The organism is Streptomyces sp. ITFR-21 (assembly GCF_031844685.1).
In the GTDB taxonomy this organism is placed as follows: Bacteria; Actinomycetota; Actinomycetes; order Streptomycetales; family Streptomycetaceae; genus Actinacidiphila.
Genome location: NZ_CP134605.1, coordinates 3,871,720 through 3,890,807, shown reverse-complemented (window position 1 = coordinate 3,890,807; position 19,088 = coordinate 3,871,720). Strand labels below are relative to the sequence as shown.

General features: G+C 71.3%; 17 protein-coding genes and 1 tRNA gene. 8 read left to right on the top strand and 10 right to left on the bottom strand.

Annotation, left to right across the window (positions count from 1 at the left end):
- Positions 1–164 precede the first annotated feature (164 nt).
- From RLT57_RS17110 to RLT57_RS17095, 4 genes are all read right to left on the bottom strand, one after another.
- Positions 165–1,412, bottom strand: coding sequence for an IS701 family transposase (locus RLT57_RS17110; RefSeq protein WP_399129868.1), 1,248 nt, complete (start codon positions 1,410–1,412; stop codon positions 165–167).
- A gap of 153 nt (positions 1,413–1,565) precedes the next feature.
- Positions 1,566–2,108 (bottom strand): phosphotransferase family protein, encoded by a 543-nt coding sequence (locus RLT57_RS17105; RefSeq protein ID WP_311300746.1) that lies wholly within the window; start codon positions 2,106–2,108, stop codon positions 1,566–1,568.
- A gap of 235 nt (positions 2,109–2,343) precedes the next feature.
- Positions 2,344–2,970, bottom strand: a complete 627-nt coding sequence (locus tag RLT57_RS17100; RefSeq protein WP_311298268.1) for a 2'-5' RNA ligase family protein — start codon at positions 2,968–2,970, stop codon at positions 2,344–2,346.
- Between the two features lie 61 nt (positions 2,971–3,031).
- On the bottom strand, positions 3,032–3,718 hold the full coding sequence (locus RLT57_RS17095) for a hypothetical protein (RefSeq protein WP_311298267.1): 687 nt from the start codon (positions 3,716–3,718) through the stop codon (positions 3,032–3,034).
- 455 nt (positions 3,719–4,173) lie between these two features.
- On the opposite strand from RLT57_RS17095, the gene RLT57_RS17090 reads away from it, so the two are divergent.
- A complete protein-coding gene (locus RLT57_RS17090; RefSeq protein ID WP_311298266.1) occupies positions 4,174–4,578 on the top strand; it encodes a hypothetical protein in 405 nt (134 codons plus the stop codon).
- A 74-nt stretch (positions 4,579–4,652) separates the two neighbouring features.
- Positions 4,653–5,381, top strand: coding sequence for an ATP-binding protein (locus tag RLT57_RS33400; RefSeq protein WP_399129865.1), 729 nt, complete (start codon positions 4,653–4,655; stop codon positions 5,379–5,381).
- Between the two features lie 38 nt (positions 5,382–5,419).
- Here RLT57_RS33400 and RLT57_RS17085 read toward each other — a convergent pair whose 3' ends face one another.
- Positions 5,420–6,256, bottom strand: a complete 837-nt coding sequence (locus tag RLT57_RS17085) for a hypothetical protein (RefSeq protein ID WP_311298265.1) — start codon at positions 6,254–6,256, stop codon at positions 5,420–5,422.
- A gap of 6 nt (positions 6,257–6,262) precedes the next feature.
- Complete coding sequence (locus tag RLT57_RS17080) at positions 6,263–6,703, bottom strand: NUDIX hydrolase (protein WP_311298264.1); 441 nt, start codon at positions 6,701–6,703, stop codon at positions 6,263–6,265.
- 285 nt (positions 6,704–6,988) lie between these two features.
- Between RLT57_RS17080 and RLT57_RS17075 the strand changes: the two genes are divergently transcribed.
- From RLT57_RS17075 to RLT57_RS17065, 3 genes are all read left to right on the top strand, one after another.
- On the top strand, positions 6,989–7,423 hold the full coding sequence (locus RLT57_RS17075; RefSeq protein WP_311298263.1) for a DUF6907 domain-containing protein: 435 nt from the start codon (positions 6,989–6,991) through the stop codon (positions 7,421–7,423).
- Positions 7,424–7,482: 59 nt separating this feature from the next.
- Positions 7,483–8,316 (top strand): helix-turn-helix domain-containing protein, encoded by an 834-nt coding sequence (locus RLT57_RS17070; RefSeq protein ID WP_311298262.1) that lies wholly within the window; start codon positions 7,483–7,485, stop codon positions 8,314–8,316.
- A gap of 290 nt (positions 8,317–8,606) precedes the next feature.
- The gene (locus RLT57_RS17065) at positions 8,607–10,910 is read left to right on the top strand and encodes a hypothetical protein (protein ID WP_311298261.1); all 2,304 of its coding nucleotides are present in this window, start codon (positions 8,607–8,609) and stop codon (positions 10,908–10,910) included.
- A gap of 73 nt (positions 10,911–10,983) precedes the next feature.
- Here the strand turns inward: RLT57_RS17065 and RLT57_RS17060 are convergent, their stop codons facing one another.
- Positions 10,984–11,592, bottom strand: coding sequence for a hypothetical protein (locus RLT57_RS17060; RefSeq protein ID WP_311298260.1), 609 nt, complete (start codon positions 11,590–11,592; stop codon positions 10,984–10,986).
- 564 nt (positions 11,593–12,156) lie between these two features.
- Positions 12,157–12,233 (bottom strand) — tRNA-Thr (locus tag RLT57_RS17055).
- A 375-nt stretch (positions 12,234–12,608) separates the two neighbouring features.
- Here RLT57_RS17055 and RLT57_RS17050 point away from each other — a divergent pair.
- The 3 genes from RLT57_RS17050 to RLT57_RS17040 all read left to right on the top strand — a co-directional run bounded on the left by RLT57_RS17050 (position 12,609) and on the right by RLT57_RS17040 (position 15,668).
- Positions 12,609–13,727 carry an ABC transporter ATP-binding protein gene (locus tag RLT57_RS17050; protein WP_311298259.1) on the top strand — a complete coding sequence of 373 codons (1,119 nt, stop codon included), beginning with the start codon at positions 12,609–12,611 and terminating at the stop codon, positions 13,725–13,727.
- A gap of 440 nt (positions 13,728–14,167) precedes the next feature.
- Positions 14,168–14,572, top strand: coding sequence for a hypothetical protein (locus tag RLT57_RS17045; RefSeq protein ID WP_311298258.1), 405 nt, complete (start codon positions 14,168–14,170; stop codon positions 14,570–14,572).
- 343 nt (positions 14,573–14,915) lie between these two features.
- Positions 14,916–15,668 (top strand): nucleotidyltransferase family protein, encoded by a 753-nt coding sequence (locus tag RLT57_RS17040; protein ID WP_311298257.1) that lies wholly within the window; start codon positions 14,916–14,918, stop codon positions 15,666–15,668.
- Between the two features lie 403 nt (positions 15,669–16,071).
- Here RLT57_RS17040 and RLT57_RS17035 read toward each other — a convergent pair whose 3' ends face one another.
- Complete coding sequence (locus tag RLT57_RS17035; RefSeq protein WP_399128840.1) at positions 16,072–17,820, bottom strand: DoxX family protein; 1,749 nt, start codon at positions 17,818–17,820, stop codon at positions 16,072–16,074.
- Between the two features lie 258 nt (positions 17,821–18,078).
- The gene (gene rlmB, locus RLT57_RS17030; RefSeq protein WP_311298256.1) at positions 18,079–19,035 is read right to left on the bottom strand and encodes a 23S rRNA (guanosine(2251)-2'-O)-methyltransferase RlmB; all 957 of its coding nucleotides are present in this window, start codon (positions 19,033–19,035) and stop codon (positions 18,079–18,081) included.
- Positions 19,036–19,088 lie beyond the last annotated feature (53 nt).

Here is a 19,088-nt window from a genome sequence, read left to right as displayed (position 1 = left end):
AGCAGCACTTCGCTATTCCTGCTGGTCAGGTGCCTGATTGTGAGTGTAGTGGGGTGGCCTTTCGCCGGGTGCGGGATCGGTGGATCCCTGTAGTGTTTGGGTTCGGCTCCGGTAATGGCAGTGGCGGGCGACGGCTTGGTGGTGGCGTCGCCATCTCGACCATCTCAGCGCGTGAACAGCCCTCTGGTGTTGGGGTGTTGGGTGGGGATGGCAAGTTGCCAGCAATTTCCGGACTTCTGCCACGGTGAAGGGCGCGAGGGTGCAGTGATCGTTTCTTCGGTCCCCCTTTCGATGGCCGCTGCGGCCATCGCGGCGAGGAAGGCGTGGGCGAGCATTGCCAGGGTGATGTGGCGGTACCAGCCCGGATACCGACGGACTTCGTACTCGTCCAGGCCGCACTCGTTCTTCGCGGCCTGGAAGCACTCCTCGATCGCCCAGCGCGATCCGGCGATCCGCACCAGCTCGGCGACCGTGACGGCGGTCGGCGCGTAGGCCAGGTAGTAGGCGATCTCCTGGGGCCGCTTGATGCTGCGGCGAGCCAGCACCCAGCGGCGATGCGTGGGCAGATCGCCGTCGAAGAAGTCGATGACCGGAAGTCTTGCCGAGGCCCAGTCGTAGACGCGAGGGCCCTTGGCGCCGTCGCCGGCTGACACGCGCTGCCAGGCATCCTCGGGGGCTTCGGTGATGAGCTGGTCGATGCGCCAGATCCCAGCCAGCGACTTGACCTGCTGTGATTTCGGAACGGCGAGGACATAGCCGACGCCGGCTTCCTCCAGGAAGCGCCGGAATCCCCATTCCTGACCGTAGGCGGAATCGGCGGTCACCCAGCCGATAGGGAGGTCTGAGGCGAGCGCCCGCAGCACCAGACGGCGGGCGAGTTCACCCTTCGTCGCGAACGCCCGGTCTTCGGGGATCTTGGCAGCGCGGCAGCGGTCCGCATCGGCCGTCCAGGACTTGGGCAAGTACAGCTCCCGGTCCACCAGCGCACGGCCTCTGGAGGAGGCATAGGCGGCGAATACCCCGATCTGACAGTTCTCGGTCCGCCCGGCCGTGCCGGAGTACTGCCGTTGCACCCCGGCCGAGGTGACGCCCTTCTTCAGGAACCCAGTGTCGTCGATGATCAGCACACCGTCTGGCCGGCCGAGCTTCTCAGCGACGTATTCCTGCAGGTCATCGCGGATCTCCTCGGGATCCCACCGGGCCCCGGCCAGGAGCCGCTGCAAGCCGTCGGGGGTATTGTGGCCGGCGAACTCGGCGAGCTGCCACCCGTTCTTACGGCCGACCGGTCCCAGCAGGCCGCGAACATAGTCCCGCATCCGCCGCCGTGGCTCCACGCGCGAGAACCTGCCGCCCACACGCAGAAACAGATCCTCAAGTTCCGCTGCCCACAGGCCCGTTCCAAGATCCTCGATCACGCTCAGACCCTGCCCACCCCGGGCTGCCGATCAGCACAAACCCCTCCTTCGGATGAGACTCCCACCGATCCCGCACCCGGCGAAACGCCACCCCACTACACTCACAATCAGGCACCTGACCAGCAGGAATAGCGAAGTGCTGCTGGAGTACTAAGAGGTCAGATCCCATGCGGGCGGCCCCACAGACGTGCGTTCGCAGTCGAGGAGGCAGCGGCGGCCGTCGTCGGTGACCGCGCAGTTCCCGCGCCAGGCATCACCGTGGATCAGACGGACCGGCCAGTCGGCGGAGAGCGTGTCCCACCCGGCACGGAGCCTTTCCCGCTCGCCGGGGAGGAAGGCCCGGCCGGACTCCGGCATCGCCTCGGCCGCTTCGATCCGGTCGCGTGTCCGGACGAACGGGTCGAGAAGCCCGACGGCCAGGCCGAGCCGGTCCTCGTCGGGAAGAGGCAGACCGTGGGGCTGCCGCAGCAGGACGCAGAGGTCGGCCGCGCTCCCCTGGCGGTGTTCCGGCAGCTCGTGCCAGAAAGTGACAGCCCGGCCGCTGACCACGACCGGCTGCCCGATCGCCAGCGGAGACACGGCGGGCAGGCCCTGCCCGCCGAGCCACCTGGCCACGGCGGCTTCGCAAGCGGCTGCGGCTTCCTGACCGGGCCGGGCGATCCGGACGACGACACGGCCCGGGAGCCGCCACAGACCGTTCTCGGCCAGACGGATCGGTTCGGCACCGCCACTCGAAAACCCGGCCGCGCGGGCAGCCGCCCGCAGGACAAGCCACTACTCCTCCACACGGGACGCCATCACACCTGGACGACGGCCGCGATACTCCGCCGCAGATCCGCCACCGCCGGCCGCCTCACAAACGGACGGGCGGCATCCGACAGCCGCCACGAGCCCCAACAGGTGCTTGATCTGTAGCAGGTCTCGGCGGTCATCCCAGGCGGACGCTTCGTACTTCGGACCATTCGTACATGCGGTGGTCGCGGTTGATCCGGATCAGGTCGGCGTGCGTGATCGACGCGTTCGCCGGTCGGATGTCGGTGGCGGCCAGGGCTTCGGCGAACGGGGCGGCGGGGCGGTCGGAGTTGCTGTAGGCGAGGGAGACGTGGGGGACAAAGCCTTCCGCGGTCTCCGGTACTTCGGCGAGGACGTCACCGACGGCGTTCCGGATGGCGTTGCGCAGCCGGGTGACGGGTCCTTGCGGGTGGACCGGTACGAGGAGGGCTTCGGGGTCCACGACCGGGGCGTGCAGGGTGATGTCGAAGGCGGGGAGCGCGGCGAGTCGGAACGCGGCGGCGTCGGCGATCTCCTCGGCCGTGGTCTCGGCCGTTTCTCCCGCAAAGCCGATGCCCTGCATCGTCAGGTGGAGCCAGGCGTCGGGGATGAGGTCAAGCCCCGGCAGCCCGTCGAGGGCCCGGCGGTACTCGGCCGCGAAGCGGCGCACGTCCGGCTGGTCGGCGAAGGTCAGGTGCCAGGTGTAGAACGAGCGGCCCTCGCGCCAGCCCGGCCGCCACCACCAGTGGTCGCGCATGAATCCGGGCACGTGCGGATCGGTCACAGGTACTCCTCCTCGGTCGCCCCCGGCCGGGCGGCAGGGGGAAGTGCGGTCGGCGCTGTTGTCAGGACAGACTGCAACCCGACGGGAGAGCCAGTCGCGATGGAGCGGAGTCCTGGCACCAGTCGGTGAGTTCTGCTCGCGCCCGGACGCCCGCGGCTCCACGCGCCCCCGGCGCGTACCGCATCATCGTGGTGAGTTCCCGCATGCGTCCGATGACGGTGTCGAGTCGCTGCTCGGGCTGTAGTCGGATCACCGGAGCGAGAACCTCCATCACCGCCTCCGGCCGGCCAAGGCCGATGTGGCCCATAGCCTGGCTGATCGAGGTCTGGGCCTCGGTGCCGTACGCGCGCTGCGGCTGCGCCTGCAGATGGGCCAGGGCGCTGTCCGCTTCGGCGAGAGCCGACTCATATCTGCCGATCCGCAGATGAGCGCTGGCGTGGTACTGCTCCTGCCGACCGATGGAGCAGGCAAACAGCCCGCCGATCACGTCTTCGCCCTGGACTGCGCCGCGGGCGGACTCGGCGCGGCGCAGGGCTGCTTCCGTTTCCGCAGTCGCTCCCAGCTTGGACCACGCGTCGGCCTCCTGGCAGGCGAGCAGGGCACCGACCGTCCCGTGGGTGACGTAGGAAGCGCCTCGGCGGGCGTGATTGACCGCGTCGCGCACACGTCCGTCCCAGATGGCGATCTTGCTTCGCGTGGATGCGGTCCAGGCGAGCAGATCCTGGTGGCCGGCCTTCTCGCCGCACAACCAGGCCGTGCGACCGTGCGACCGTGCGTATCGGCGTCGGCGAGATGGCCGAGATCCGAAGACATCCAGGCCAGAAGCGCGCACGCATAGCCGGCGACGACGTAGAGGTCCACGGACTGCCGAGGGCTCTGATGCCCCTCCAAGAGATGGAAGACCCTGTCGCGCAGACGGCGGGTGCGTACGAAGACGCTGACCGCCTCACCGCTGAGATACTCGTTGGCGAGTCGACGGGCTTCAGCGTTCAGTTGCTCCAGCGCAATGTCACCGACGTTGGTCGGATCCGCCCATGCGGCCCAGGCTGCGGACTCCTCAGCTGCCTGGCGTACCGCTTCCGCTCCCGTAGGGCTGTTGAGCCCCGCAGTCGGCACAAGATGCGGCGTGGAGGTCGGCCCGGAGTCGGCGGCTTCCGCGGGTGGAGCCTGGCTCGGGCGAGCCGAGCGGGTCGGCATGGCCCGATGGTCCTCGATGTCGAGGAGTTGATCGACGGAGCAGTCGTACGCCACTGCCATCAAGGAAAGAAGTACCTCTCCCGGCCGGCGGCCTGCGGCCGACGGCCATTTCTCCCACTTGCCGATCAGGGAGGCGTCCGCGGCAACCGCATCGCGCCGATCAGCACCGACCTCGTTGATCCGGTCTGCGGCCTGCTGAGTACTCCAGCCAAGGGTATGCCGCCACGCTTCCCGGGGGCGGAAGCCGAAGCGGGCGCGCATCTCGGATGCAATATCAGCAGGGGTGAAGCCGCCGGACAGCATCTCGTGACGCAGCGCGTCGCGTTCGGATTTACTGCCGGGCTTAGGTCGCTGAGCCATGGCGTGCTCCGGGGGTGCGCGAGGTGCCTGTTGTTTCATCAACCGTACTGAACGGTGAAGCCGGGGCGAAGCCCATTGCCCGGTTCAGCGAGTGGTCCAGCGCCCGGAAAACCGCCCGAGAAGCGATGTTTTCGGAGGTCAGAGCCGTGTCACCGGTACGGAATCTACGGACACCAATGCCCGTGACCGGGCGCCGATTTCAGCGGGATCGTAAGAACACGCCATCCCGCCGGGGCAAGCGTGAGCCGGGGCATCCGACACTGCGGATGCCCCGGCCAGCCCCTCACCGCAGCGACACGGAGCCAACCATGACGACGACTCGCTTCACCGGACGACAGCGCGCCCGCCCTCACGCCGTCCCGGAAGCCGCCGAAGGCCCTGCGTCCCAGGCCCACCCATCGGGTATCCGATGCACCCACTCCGCAGATGGGCAGGACGCCGAGGCCGTCGAAATCTGCAAGCACCTCGTGGGAGAAACGGATTCAGGTAGGCCGGGACAGGAGCACCAAGGGCATTGGGGCCGGAACGTTCGGCACAGGGGTGTCGGCAAGCTCCGGGACTGGGGATTTCCTTCCCTCACTGACAGAGCCGAGCTTCTGATCAGCGAACTGGTCACGAACGCCTGCCAGCACGGCGGCGGTTGTCGAAGTGTCGTCCTGTTCCGGACGGTGAACGGCGTCCGCGTCGAGGTGCGGCAGGCGTCGGGGAGCTCACCCCGTCTGCGTCAAGCGGGTGTTGACGAGGAGCGGGGGCGCGGGATGGTGCTCGTGGACCGGCTCGCCGATGCCTGGGGGGTCGCCCCTGACGGCACGGTCGTGTGGTTCGCCCTCTCCCTGGAGGGCGGGGAGTCATGAGGCGGGGGTGTCCCGTACCGTCGCAGGCATACCGCGGCTCATGCGGGCACCTGCTGACGCAGGTGGCGCAGGGCGTTGTGGGCCGCCGTGGTGATGTCCGGCAGGTGGCGGCCGGCGGTTCCTTCGATGCGTCGGAGCTGGTGGGGCAGCCGCTGGACGGCGGCTTCGCCTACGGCGGCGGCCGGCATGTCGGCCGCACCGTTGCGGTCCCCGGCCCGGAGCCGGACATGGGCGATGGTCACCATGACGATGACACGCCACTGCGGTGCCGCGGCGCCGGCCGGAACCGGGCTGTTCTCGACCAGGCGTATCGCCGCCTCGGTGCAGGCGATTGCGACCAGGCCCCGCAGCCGCACCTCGTGCAGCGCGAAGGGGTCGAACAAGCTGGTGTGTGCCCCCCGGTCCAGGCTGTCCCGGGCTTCGCGCAGGGCGCGGTCGAACAGGTCGGCGTTGCCCGGCGCTCCGGCGGCGCGGGCCAGAAGGGGAAGGACGGCGACCCGGGTGTCGAGGTCGGGTGCCAGGGCGGCGGCGTGGGCGAGGCGGTCGACCGCGGCTCCGCGCAGGCCGGCCTTGCGCAGTTCGTTGCCGTGCATGCGCAGGGCGTGGGAGCCGAGGCCCGGGTCGGCGACGAAGTCCGCGATGGGCAGGGCCTTGCCCGTCCAGTGGGCGGCGGTGGCCAGGCGTTCCTCGGGCGGGATGTCGCCGAGGGCGACACCCAGCCCGGCCTGGCTGATCCCGTTCGCCGCCCGGTAGAAGCGCAGGATGCGGCCGAGGTTCCGACCGGCGAGGACGGCCTGGGCCTCCGGGGTCGCCCAACGCCACTGCCGTACCGGGACGTACCCTGCCGGGACGCGCGTTGCCGGGTCGCGGCCCATGCCGGGTCAGAGCCGCCCGTGCCGGGTGAGGATCGACTGCTTGTAGCGGTCGGACATGGCCAGACCCGGTACGTCGCCGACGGCGTGCAGTCCCATCGGCTTGTGCTCGTGGCTGGCCACCGGCTCCCGGTACGGCCCCCGCACCGTACAGCCGCAGGTCACGATCAGGTCCCGCCGGCCGGGAACCGGCTCGTAGACCCACACCCCGCCGTCGACGAGGCTGCCGGCCTCGACCTGCCAGCCGGTCTCCTCAAGGACCTCCCGCTCCACCGCGGACTCCGGCGACACGTCGGCCGGCTCGCCGGTGTCCTGGGCGCTGATCTCCAACCGGCCGCCCGGGAGTTCCCACTCGGCGCGCTCGTTCTCCAGCAGGAACACACGGCCTTCGCCGTCGAAGACGACGGCCTTGACAGACACCGGCCACAAAGGCGGCTTGTACGACGGCATGACAGTCCTCGCAGCATGACGGGGCCTCGGACCGCAGCACGCGACAGACATCATCGGCCCGGTGCACAACGGCGCAGTCCGAGAACACCCCCCTTCTCCGCCCCTGCCCTCCACGACGGGACAACGCTCATGAGCACGCCAGCACCCCCGACCAGCACGAACCCAACCAACCCCACCGGCCCGAAGACCACCACGGCGACGCATACGGCGGACACGACGCACGGACAGGCACGACGGCGCTGCGGGCAGCCTTCCCCCAGGAGCGCCGGGCCGGGCACGTGGACCATGACGACACCGGAGGGGGTCACGGTCTCCGGACACCTGCCCGCATGGGCACAGGACGACCCGAGCCGGACCGGCGTACCACTGCGGCTGCTCCCGATCCGCCTGGCCGACATCAGCCACCAGGCCCACTTCCCCGGCCAGACGATGCAGGTCGTGGCTCCCGACGCCCACGGCGCAGCCGGGGAGGAAACCCTCTTCGATGCCGTCGTCGAGTGCTGCCCCTACGCCGAACACCCCGAGCCCCGCGTCCCCGTCGCCAACATCCAGGTCCACCCCGAGCACTGGATCCTCGGCCTCACACCCGACGGCCTCGCCGACCTCGCCTCACAACTGCGCCGGCAGGCCGACCGCCTCGACAACGACGTACGCCCCGCCCTCATCACGGCCCGCACCGACTGGGCCCGACACCACCCGCCAGCCCCCACCCCCACCTGAACACCGCTCCTCGTCGCCGCCACTCCGCTCCCCCATCACAACGACAAGGGGAAAGATTCGTGTCCACCCACTTCCTGTCCCGGAGCATCGACCCGGGGGAGTCGGCCCGCGCCCTGTACGCCGCCGAACTGCGCTTCCACCGCGAACAGGCCGGACTCAGCCTGAGAGAACTGGCGCAGCTGCTGCACCTGTCGGTCTCCCACCTGTCCAACCTGGAGACCGGACGGCGCCGCATCCAGCCCGACATCGCGCAGCGCCTGGACGTCATCTACGGCACCAACGGCTTCTTCACCCGCAACCTCCCCGCCGCCCGCTCACCCCACCCCCAACCACACCTCGAACTCGACTACCTCCACCAGCACGCCACCGAAATCCGCCAATGGGCACCCACCCGCATCCCCGACCCCCTCCAAACCCCCGCCTACGCCCACGCACTCCACACCACCCGCAGCCCGCTACCCGCCCCGGAACCACCCGCGCCGCCCGACGCGAAACCCCGCCCCCTCACCAGCCCCAACCCGCCGCTCTACTGGGTGATCCTCGGCGAAGCCGCCCTCCACCACCACACCGGCAACCGCGACACCATGGCCGGCCAGCTCACCCACCTCGCCGACCTCGCCGACCAGCACCGCATCCTGCTGCAAATCCTCCCCTTCGCCTGCGGACCCCACCCCGGCGCCGACGGCGCCCTGACACTGATGGCCTTCCCCGACACCCAGCCTGTCGCCCACCTCACCGCCATGGACGCCCACGCCCTCATCGACACACCCGACGCCGTCCGGCACTACCACCGAACCTTCGAAACCCTCGCCGCCACCGCCCTCCCACCCCACCAAACCCACACCCTTCTCCACACCACCCACCACCACCATCGCGCCACCGCCCAGTCCTGAACAGCGACCACCACGCGCGCTCCACCCGCCCACGACCCTCGCACCGGGAACCCGAAGCCGCAGCCTGGGTCCCGCGAGGAATCCGACCGCGCCGAACACGCCCTCGCCCAGATGATCGGCCTCACGGCTTCCCGGTTCAGCAGCACCACGACCCCGCCAACCGGTCATCCGGGACTGTCCCGGCCAGCAGGCTGACGGCCGGGTGCGCCGGGTGATCCGGGCATCAGCCGGGCCCCTGGGTCTGTCCAGCCGACGCCGCCGACCCCCAGGACTGGCCCTACGAAGAGAAGGTGATGGGCTGGGCCGCCTGGTCCATCGACACCGGCCACTCCTACGCCACCACCGGCCGCCAGGACTGGCCCGGCGAGTCCGGCTTCTCCTCCGCCGGCTTCCAGCCCGCCTGGTGGCTCACCCCCGCACAGCGCAGCGAGATCAAGCCCCCGCTGAACACCTTCTGCACCGCCGCCAACGCCTGCGACGTCAACAACTCGCCCCCCTGCGAGACCCAGCACATCGACGGCTGCGACCAACTCCACTGGTGGAACGCCCAGAACACCGTCTGGAAGACGGACTGCGCCGACACCTGCGGCCACGAGAGCATCAAATACCTCACCCTGCGCGCCGAACCCGGCCGCGGCACCCGCCTCCAGTACGGCGAACCCGACTGCGAGAGCCCCCCTGCGGGCGCCGTCGTCGTCCACTCAGTGCCCAACGGAACACCCACGTGGAGCGATACCTGCGGCAACGCGACATCCTCCGGGTCCTTCCAATTCACCTTCTACCCCGACTCCTCGGGCCAGTACGAGGCCAAGAGCGATCTCCATCAGATAGGCGGCGGCTACCAGGGCCACTTCTGGTACGCACACGACCGCGACAAGACCGCCCTCGGCGGTGACGGCGGGCGCATGACCGTCCTGGGAACCTGGTCGATGAGCGGCCCGGTCGCCGCGAAGCAGGCCGAGGTCCTCGTACACATCCCCGACACGGGAGCACAGACCAAACAAGCCGTCTACCAGATCGAGACCGCCTTCGGCACCGTCAAGCGCACGCTCGACCAGAGCGCTCACGCGGACAACGACTGGCTCGTCCTCGGCGCCTACCGCTTCAACAACAAGACGCCGCAGGTCAGTCTCTCAAACACGGTGAGCAGCGGGAACGGGGACGACGACGTCGCGTACGACGCCGTCGCCTTCCTGCCCGGCGACTTCGGTGTGCCCGACGGCCCGGCGATCGACCTCACCCTCCCCAATGCCGACGCCACCAGCCCCAACCCCGATCAGAAGGTCCAGCAGCCGAGCCACAACGTCACCCCTCCCCTGAGCCAGTCCGGCGCCTCCGCCGAACGCGTGGCCGGAAAGGCTGCCGCGAAGCCGCAATGCGGACCGGTGGAGAACGGCGCGCAGGCGTGCATGGGACCGTCACTCGCCGAGACCTCCGACCGCGCCGCCGCGGCCCGCGTCGCCCCACTGGACGCCGACGACTGGTGCAACTCTGAGGACCCCAAGCCGTACGCGACCCGGTTCAGGGAGTGCGACCACCGCATCGTGCCCGGATACATGCGCCTGGACGGGGAGGACCAGGCGGTGGTGAGCTTCCATTTCCACCGCGAACTGCTGCTGGACGACTCCGCCGGGACCTTCCACGAGGTCCTGTCCATCACCCCGTATTTCTGGGGAGGGCCGGTTGCCATGGTCAACATGCATATGGACCGGCATCTGTGCGGGTCCGGCTGCGCACCTGACAACTCCGCCTCGTGGGACGGCCAGCCGTCCTGGACACCCGGCGACACCCACGTCGCCACGCTCACCACCGAATACACGTGGGACAACTCCAAGGCGGGTGGAGCCCTCTTCCTCAAGCCGGACTTCCAACTCTCCGCGGACATCATCCCCGCAGCGGGCTACCCGAACGTCCCGACGGTCGGCTACCAGTTCAGCCTGGACAACCCGACCAGACTCGACGAAGTCCGCTGCGACACCGTCATCGACACCGCCGGCGGCTGCGTGTTCGTCAACTACGCCCCGACCTACACGTTCAACGCGGGCAAGTTCCCGCAGGCCGCCGCGCACGCCTGGCTCGTGCAGACCGAGCTGCTGCCACAGCCGGGACTCCCGGCCACGCCGCTGTACTACCTGCCCGGTGGCCGCGACGAGCAGAACAGGGATGTGGTCTGCGACGAGGAAGGGTGGGCCGCCGCCAACGGAGACCCCGCGGCGCTGAGCAGCCCGAACGACACACTGAACTGCGACGAGTTCTCCTTCAACGCCACCTACAACAGCGGGGGCATGCCCGCCTCATTGGGCGGGCTGAATCCCGTGTCCTCCGGCAGCGAGTGCCTGCAGACGTACGCGAAGAACGTGAACGGGACCGTTCACCTGTACAACATCGGCGGCTACGCCCCACAGTGGTCGGAGGTGTGCGGCCGCTCATCGATATCAGGAAGCCAGAACAGCGGCTCGGCGGGCGGGCTGAGTAGCTTCTTCAGCAACCTGCGGCTGATGAACGGGGACGCCTTTCTCCTCGACACCGGGATGACCTCCAACTGCGCTCCGGTCGGCCGATCCCTCACCTGCACGATGACCCTGCGTCCGTGACGCACCGCAGTGGGCTGCCGGCCAAGCCGGCGGCCCACCGCGGATGTCGGCGAACGGCTCCGGAGCCGCCTGCCTACTCGGGTCGGAGCGGCCGCCAGCTCGACGGGATCCGATCCCGCACCCGGATGTCGTGCCACGACAGCCAGCCGTCGGCGACCCCGGGCACCAGGATCCCCCGGCCTGCTCCCCCGTGGAGTTCGTCGGCCACGCCCTCGATCCACTCGGCGAACGTTTCGCCCGATTCCTCCGGCTCGGTGAACTCGCCAGCATGGACATTCCACCCCAGCTGCCCTGTCGGTACATCGATGAAGTTCCAGAGGCGCGGCTCAGCCGTCGACATCGCACACGCGGGAACCCACGGACGCGGACCCATCTCCTCGGCTTCGAGGATGGCCGACAGCGCCTGATCACGACACCGGACCGCATCCATCGGCGGGAACACGTCATAGCCCCGGAGGATCCGTAGGCGAGGACCGCTGCCACGGCCCCCGACATGGCGCGACCACAACGCCAGCAATTCCGGCGGCAGTTCCCCCAGGGCATCCTCCGCCGCGGCGACCTCGGACGGCTCGGCCGGGCCGGGCAGCGTCGCGTGCGACTGCGGCGCATGCACCCCCAGCCACTCCTCGATGCGCCCCCAGGCGGCTGTCGTCCGCTCCGCACGAGACGGGTCGTAGTCCATGCCCCGATGCTAGTCGCCGCGCCAGCAGATGAAGGTGCGGATCAAGGTTCACCGCCTCGAGTTCTCCCGCGAGCCGGTGGCGGCCGTCCAGCCTCCCGGACCCTGGGTGGGTCAGGCATTGCCGAACGGATGGGCCACCGCGAGCAGCCACCCTGCGCTATTCCATCCCGACCGCGCCCATGAGCAGCGTGTTGCCGAGCTGCGCGGCCGCATCGGCGACCCCATACAGGCCGACGCATTCCCAGCACCACGGGCGTTGGCACATTGCCACAATTCGGTAGGCCGTAGAGACCGCCGTCGGCTGCCCCCTCAGGCACCTATCTGCACGCTCGCTGCACGGATGGCCACCGCTCGGCCACCGTAACAACGACCGCACACCCCAGAGCTGAGGCCGAGACCAGTAAAGACGCAGCTCAGAGCCCCTCTCGAGCAAGATCCGTCACAGATCCGAAACCTGCGACCAACGCACTGCGATGCGCAGACCTCACGTGCCCGATTCGCCCGAATCCCAAGGTCGTCCGAAACACAAAACCCCAGGTCAAGGCCTTGACATGGAGTTGACCATGGAGCCCCCTGTCGGGTTCGAACCGACGACCCCCGCTTTACAAGAGCGGTGCTCTGGCCAGCTGAGCTAAGGAGGCACAGCGGCATTGTACCGGGCGGGGGTGGTGGGGTGGGCGGGGACAAGAGGGCGCGCGGGCGGGCCCCGGAAGAGGCGAGGTCCTGCGGAGCAGGAACGGGAGGCGGGAGCCGGCGGCCGGGGGAAGTGAGGAGCCGGCAGGCCGGGGGCGGGGGAAGCAGGAGCCCCGCGGGCCGGGGCCGCGGGAAGCAGGAGCTCGGGGGACGGGGCAAGGAAGCCCATGCGGGCTGGTGACAAGGTGGCGGTGGGGGCGTACCGTCTCGGGGGTCTGGCGGCGAAGGCCGCCGGGCCGGGAAAACAAGAACGCACGAACGCTCGTGCCTCCTTTACTCGGATCGTCCGGCACGTTCCTGCCGGTGAAGGGACTGCAACAGTCATGGCTACTGTCACGTTCGACAAGGCGACCCGGATCTACCCGGGTGGCGACAAGCCCGCGGTGGACGGGCTCGAGATCGAGGTCGGGGACGGCGAGTTCCTGGTGCTGGTCGGGCCGTCCGGCTGCGGCAAGTCGACCTCGTTGCGCATGCTGGCCGGGCTGGAGGACGTCAACGCCGGCGCCATCCGGATCGGCGAGCGCGACGTCACGCACCTGCCCCCGAAGGACCGGGACATCGCGATGGTGTTCCAGAACTACGCGCTGTACCCGCACATGACGGTCGCCGACAACATGGGCTTCGCCCTGAAGATCGCCGGCGTCAACAAGTCCGAGATCCGCCGCCGGGTCGAGGAAGCCGCCAAGATCCTGGACCTCACCGAGTACCTGGCGCGCAAGCCGAAGGCGCTGTCCGGTGGTCAGCGGCAGCGTGTCGCGATGGGCCGGGCGATCGTCCGCGAGCCGCAGGTCTTCCTGATGGACGAGCCGCTGTCGAACCTCGACGCCAAGCTGCGTGTGCAGACCCGTACCCAGATCGCCAGCCTGCAGCGGCGCCTGGGCGTCACCACCGTCTACGTCACCCACGACCAGGTCGAGGCCATGACGATGGGCGACCGCGTGGCGGTGCTCAAGGACGGCCTGCTCCAGCAGGTGGACAGCCCGCGCAACATGTACGACAAGCCGGCCAACCTCTTCGTCGCGGGCTTCATCGGCTCCCCGGCGATGAACCTGATCGAGGTCCCGATCACCGACGGCGGCGTCGAGTTCGGCAACACGGTGGTGAACGTGTCGCGCGACGCGGTGCAGGCCGCCGCCGACAAGGGCGACCGCACGGTCTTCGTCGGCGTCCGCCCCGAGCACTTCGACATCGCCAGCGGCGAGGGCGCCGGCCTGTCCAAGGACGCGCCCGCGGGCCTGGCGATCACCGTCAACGTGGTCGAGGAACTCGGCGCCGACGGCTACGTCTACGGTTCCGCGGACGTCAACGGCGAGACCAAGGACGTGGTCATCCGCGTCGGCGGCCGTTCCATCCCGGACAAGGGCTCCGTGCTGCACGTGGTGCCGCGGGCCGGTGAGACCCACGTCTTCGCCGCGTCCTCCGGCGAGCGCCTCAGCGACTGACGCCTCCGCGCCACGGTCGAGCACCTCGGCGGGCCGGTCCGTACCCACGCGGTACGGACCGGCCCGCCGTCGTACGCCCTGCCGCGTACGCCGGACGTCCGGTGCGTCCGGGGGGTCGGTGCGTCCGGGGGGTCGGTGCGTCCGGGGGGTCGGTGCGTCCGGGGCCGGGGAGGCCCGGGGCGTCCGGGGCGCAGGGGGCCCGCCAGCACCCGCCATACGCGCCCGGCCCCGCACCCGGCCCCGCACCCGCACCGGAACGCGCCCGCACGCCTGTACGCCGCACCCCGCGCCCAACCCACCCCCATATCCACAGATATAGGGCCTTTCGAGTGTTCCGTTCGCCCGTACGTCAATACCCGAACAAGCCTCTCGGCGATTTCACTCCCCCGGTCGGGTGACTGAATGTCGCCGAATCATCACCAGTCGCTACGATCCGATGCGTGAACCAGGTAGCTCGCCGTCTCGGCAAGACATTCGCGCTCGTTCTTCCGGTCGTTCTCGTGCTGTCGGGAACGCTCGCCGTCACCCGCGTCCCGTGGGCGGCCCCCTCCTCCGACGCGCCGCTGCTCACCGCGTCGGCGAAGAGGGAGGCCACCACGCCTCAGGAGGCCCTGCGGCAGCGGCTGCTGGCCGAGCTGCAGGAGAGGAACCCGGGCGCGGCCCTGACCGACCTCCAGCGCGCCATGACCGAGCAACCGTCGCTCGCCCGCTACTGCGCCGACATCGCCCGCTCGCTGGGGCGGGCCGCGGTCGCCAAGTACGACGGCGCGACGCAGAAGGCCCAGTCGTGGTCGCGGCCGGTGTGCGACACCGCCTTCGCCACCGGGGTCGCCTCGGTCGGGTGAACCGCGGGACAGCGGACCGCAAGGCGACTCACCACAAGGCGGCGGGCCGCCGGGCGGCGGACCGGGGACCGGCGGATCACACGCCGACCCGCAACGGACCGACCCGCCACAGGTCACCCGGCCGCAGACCGGGCCGCCACGGACCAACCCGCCGCAGACCGGGCCGCCACGGGCCGACCCGCCACGGGCCGACCGCCCGGCACTCCGCGGGCGCCGCCCGGCCGGAGGACACCGCCGCCGGCAGCGCCTGCACCGCCGGCACACCCCACCCGCAACAGGCGTGCGCCCCACCTCACGTGGGCCGCACGCCCCGCCCGTGCCCGGGTCGTCTAGGGTGCGCTGCATGACGCCTGCCGAGCAGCCAGTACCCGCCGCCCCGAACCTCTACGCGGTCACGCAGGCCGTTCTGCTGGCCGGCGGGCAGGGGTCGCGCCTTCGGCCGTACACCGACGACCGGCCCAAGCCGATGGTGGAGATCCCCGGCACCGGGATGCCGATCATCGGGCACCAACTGGCCTGGCTGGCCGCCGAGGGCGTCACCGACGCGGTGGTCTCCTGCGGCCACCTCGCCGAGGTGCTCCAGGACTGGCTGGCGGCCACCCCGCAGCCGCTGAACGTCACCACCGTCGTCGAGCGCGAGCCGCTGGGCCGCGGCGGCGGGCTGAAGTACGCGGCCAAGTCGCTGCCCCGCTCCGACGAGCCCTGGTACGCCACCAACGGCGACATCTGGACCCGGTTCTCGCTGCGGGAGATGGCCGCCTTCCACGAGGAACGGGACGCGGCGGCGACCCTCGCGCTGGCCCGGCCGCGCATCCCGTGGGGCGCGGTGGAGACCAACGAGTTCGGGCAGGTGCTGGACTTCATCGAGTCGCCGCCGTCGCCGTTCCTGATCAACGCCGGTGTGTACGTGTTCGCGCCGGAGTTCACCGAGCTGCTGCCGGATCTGGGCGACCACGAACGCACCACCTTCCCGCGGCTGGCCCGTGAACGCCGCCTGGCCGGCTTCCCGATCCCGCAGGGCGCCTACTGGCGGGCGATCGACACCGCGAAGGACCTGAGCCTGGCCGCGCAGGAACTGGCCGCGCTGAAGGCCTAGCACGGCCTCCTGAGCCGCCTCACCGCGCCGGGTTCCCCCCGGACTCCCGGCTCGCAGCTCCCGACCCCGGCGCCGACCGTTGACCGCAGCCCACCACCCGGCCGGCCGCCACCCGCCGGCCGCTCTCTCTCTCCCCCCCCCCACCGGCCGCCCGCCACCCCGGGCTCGCATACGGCCGCGGCCCGTACCGGGGAAGGGGCCGGTACGGGCCGCGGCCGTCCCGCCGGAAAGGCGCTCCGGGGGCTCGCCACAAGGTCTCAGGACAAAGGAGCGGCGGAACGGGGGGCTGCGCGACGGAGGAGAGCCCGCGGCACGGGACCGCCGAAGGCCCCCGCACCCCGCCCCGCTCGCGGGCGCTCACGGGTGGCCGCCGCTCGTACGGGGCCACCGTTCGCGAACCGTTTCACGCGCCGGCGCCCGACCCCCCGCCCGGTGAGTTCCCGCGGGACGTCCCTCTGGGCTCCATGCCGAGCAGCAGCCCCGTCGGCGAGTGGCTCCCGAGCAGCCCGCCGATCGCCCCCGGCGTCGGCCTGGCGGTCGGCGGCGCGGGCGCGGGCGCCTCGGCGGTCGGCGCGGGCGGGGCCTCGGAGGTCTGCGGGCCGCCGGTGCCGCCGGAAGAGCCGGACTCGGCGTCCGGACCGCTGTGCGTCGGTGTGCTGTCGGCACCGCTGCCGGCACTGCCCGTGCTGGTCGCGTCGCCGCCGCCCTGGCCGGTCGGCGCGGTGCTGGGCGCCTGCGTGGCCTGCTTCTTGTGGGCCTGCGCCTGCTCCTTCGCCTTCTCCGCCCTGGCCTTCGCCGTGGCCGACCCGGACTGCGAGGGCAGCGGCGAGGGGCCGCCGGCGGTGGCGCCGGATCCGCCGGTCACCTCGGGCAGCGGGGCGCCGGGGAGGTTGTTGACGGGGGTCACTCCCGGTCCCGGCCGGCCGTCGGGTGTGGTGGTGGCCCGCACCGCCGCGCCCAGCACGGAGCCGATCAGCAGGGCGGAACCGGCGATGACCGCGGCCAGCAGGGCGCCGCGGCGCAGTACCCGGCGCCGCAGGTCCCACACCGAGACCCGCGGGCCCAGCCGCCGCCACGCGTCGCCGGCCAGGTGGGAGTCGATGGAGTAGACGGGGGCGCCGGCGATGATCAGCGGGCTCCAGGCGGCCAGGTAGATGAAGTCCGGGGCGTCGTAGACCGGGACGGTCCGCCAGCTCACGGTGACCAGGAGCGTGATGGACAGGGCCGCGCCGAAGGCGCCCGCGACCCGCTGCCACAGGCCGCAGACGGTCAGCGCGCCGACCACCACCTGGAGGAAGGCGATGCTGAGGCCGGCGCCCACCGGGTGGTTGAGCGCGGCGTCCCGCAGCGGTTCGGCGAGCCCCCAGGGGTGCAGGGAGGTGAGCCAGGTGACCATGGAGCCGCGTTTGCCGCCGTCGAAGTAGACGCGGTCGCAGAGCTTGCCCATGCCGGCGTAGATGGAGATGAAGCCGAGGAAGACGCGCAGCGGCAGCAGCACGATGCCGAGGTTGAGCCGGCGGTCGGGGTACCAGGCGTGCTTGGCCGGGTCGCCCCGGTGCTCGCGTGCCCGGCGGGCCCCGGCCTCCGAGGCGTCCGTGCCGGCCGCGCCACCGGCCGCGTCCTGCGGACCGCCCGCGCCGCGCGGGCCCTGCGACCCGGTGGCCCAGCGGGTCTCCGGACCGTCGTCGGCCGGGCCGTACCCGCCCCGGCCCGGCCGTACCCCGCCCAGCAGGCCGGACGACGGCTCGGCGGCGGCGCGCTGGCCGACCACGGTCGGCAGGACCGTGGTCTCCTCGACGCGCGGCAGCAGTTGCGTACCGCCGCCGGCGCGGCCCGCGTCGGCTCTGCGGACCGCCCGCATCAGTTCGCCGGCCAGCGGGTCGCCCGGCGCGGAGCGCCCGGACCACACCACGGGCGCGGGCCTGCGCTTGGCGGGGACGGCGACGCCCGCCGGTACGACGGGGATCCTCGCCGTGTCGTCCAGTCTTAGGGCGCGTCCCGAAGTGGCCCCGAGCTGCACCCGGAAGCTCGCGTGGTTGACGATGACCTGGGCGGGGTCGCTCGGAACCCGTGCCATGGTCATCACACGCTCATCAAATCCCGGCGCGCCTCCCCCCGTGGGAGTGCGGGGTGTTCTGGTGTCCACGCTCATCTAACCGAGTGACGGACCTTTAGGACACTGCCGCGCACTCCACCGATGTCGGAACTCCGACAACCCGCAGGCGGCTCGGGGCGCGGACCCGCGCAAGCCCCGCGGCTCAAGCCCGACGACCCGGACCGCTCAGCCGCGCGCCCGGCCCGGCCGGGCCCTGCGCCGCGGGCCCGCGGGCGGTCCGAAGACCCCGCGGGCCCGGCTCCGCGACCGGGCCGCGCGCGCCAGGACCGCCGCGCCGGGGGCGCTCCCCGCCGTTCAGGCCCTGCGGCGCGACGCCTCGTACAGGACGACCCCGGCCGCCACGCCCGCGTTGAGCGACTCCGCCCCGCCCGGCATCGGAATCCGCACCAGCAGGTCGCAGGTCTCGCCGACCAGCCGGGACAGGCCCTTGCCCTCGCTGCCGGCCACGATGACGACCGGGCCGGCCAGGAGCTCGAGGTCCTGGAGTTCGGTGGTGCCGTCGGCGGCGAGGCCGACCACGGTCAGGCCGGCTTTCTGGTACGCCTCCAGCGTGCGGGTGAGGTTGGTGGCGCGGGCCACCGCCACCCGGGCCGCGGTGCCGGCCGAGGTCTTCCACGCGCCGGCCGTCATGCCCGCGGCGCGCCGCTCCGGCACCACCACGCCGTGGCCGCCGAAGGCCGCCACCGAGCGGACGACCGCGCCGAGGTTGCGTGGGTCGGTGACGCCGTCGAGGGCCACGATCAGGGGGTCCTCGCCGCGGTCGGCGGCATCGGCCAGCAGGTCGTCGGGGTGCGCGTACTCGTACGGCGGGATCTGGAGCACCAGGCCCTGGTGGTTGAGCCCGGCGGTGATCCGGTCCAGCTCCGGCTTGGCGGCCTCCAGCAGCGGCACCCCGCGGTCGGTGGCGAGCTTGATCGCCTCACGTACCCGGTCGTCGTTGTCGATGTACTGCTGGACGTAGACCGCCGTGGCCGGGATGTCGGCGCGCAGCGCCTCCACCACCGGGTTGCGGCCGACGACCATCTCGGAGGACTGCTTGGCGCCGCGGCCGGAGGGGCGCCGGGACTGGGCGGAGACGGTCCGCTTGGCCTGGGCGGTGGCGATGCGGTTCTTCTTGTGGCCCTTGCGGGCCTCGGCGGGCGGCGTCGGGCCCTTGCCCTCCAGGCCCCTGCGCCGCTGCCCGCCGCTGCCGACCGTGGCGCCCTTCTTGTTGCTGGTACGGCGGTTCCTGCGCTGGCTGTTGCCGGCCATCGGACACTCTCACTTCTTCGGTCGGACTCGACGGGCGTCTCTCGACAAGCGTC

Bases quoted from the DNA above. Each gene is read 5' to 3' on its own strand.
- RLT57_RS17090 (WP_311298266.1), top strand. From the start codon at position 4,174: ATGGTCCTCGATGTCGAGGAGTTGATCGACGGAGCAGTCGTACGCCAC.
- RLT57_RS33400 (WP_399129865.1), top strand. From the start codon at position 4,653: ATGTTTTCGGAGGTCAGAGCCGTGTCACCGGTACGGAATCTACGGACA.
- RLT57_RS17085 (WP_311298265.1), bottom strand. From the start codon at position 6,256: ATGGGCCGCGACCCGGCAACGCGCGTCCCGGCAGGGTACGTCCCGGTA.
- RLT57_RS17080 (WP_311298264.1), bottom strand. From the start codon at position 6,703: ATGCCGTCGTACAAGCCGCCTTTGTGGCCGGTGTCTGTCAAGGCCGTC.
- RLT57_RS17075 (WP_311298263.1), top strand. From the start codon at position 6,989: ATGACGACACCGGAGGGGGTCACGGTCTCCGGACACCTGCCCGCATGG.
- RLT57_RS17060 (WP_311298260.1), bottom strand. From the start codon at position 11,592: ATGGACTACGACCCGTCTCGTGCGGAGCGGACGACAGCCGCCTGGGGG.
- RLT57_RS17050 (WP_311298259.1), top strand. From the start codon at position 12,609: ATGGCTACTGTCACGTTCGACAAGGCGACCCGGATCTACCCGGGTGGC.
- RLT57_RS17040 (WP_311298257.1), top strand. From the start codon at position 14,916: ATGACGCCTGCCGAGCAGCCAGTACCCGCCGCCCCGAACCTCTACGCG.
- RLT57_RS17035 (WP_399128840.1), bottom strand. From the start codon at position 17,820: ATGAGCGTGGACACCAGAACACCCCGCACTCCCACGGGGGGAGGCGCG.
- rlmB (WP_311298256.1), bottom strand. From the start codon at position 19,035: ATGGCCGGCAACAGCCAGCGCAGGAACCGCCGTACCAGCAACAAGAAG.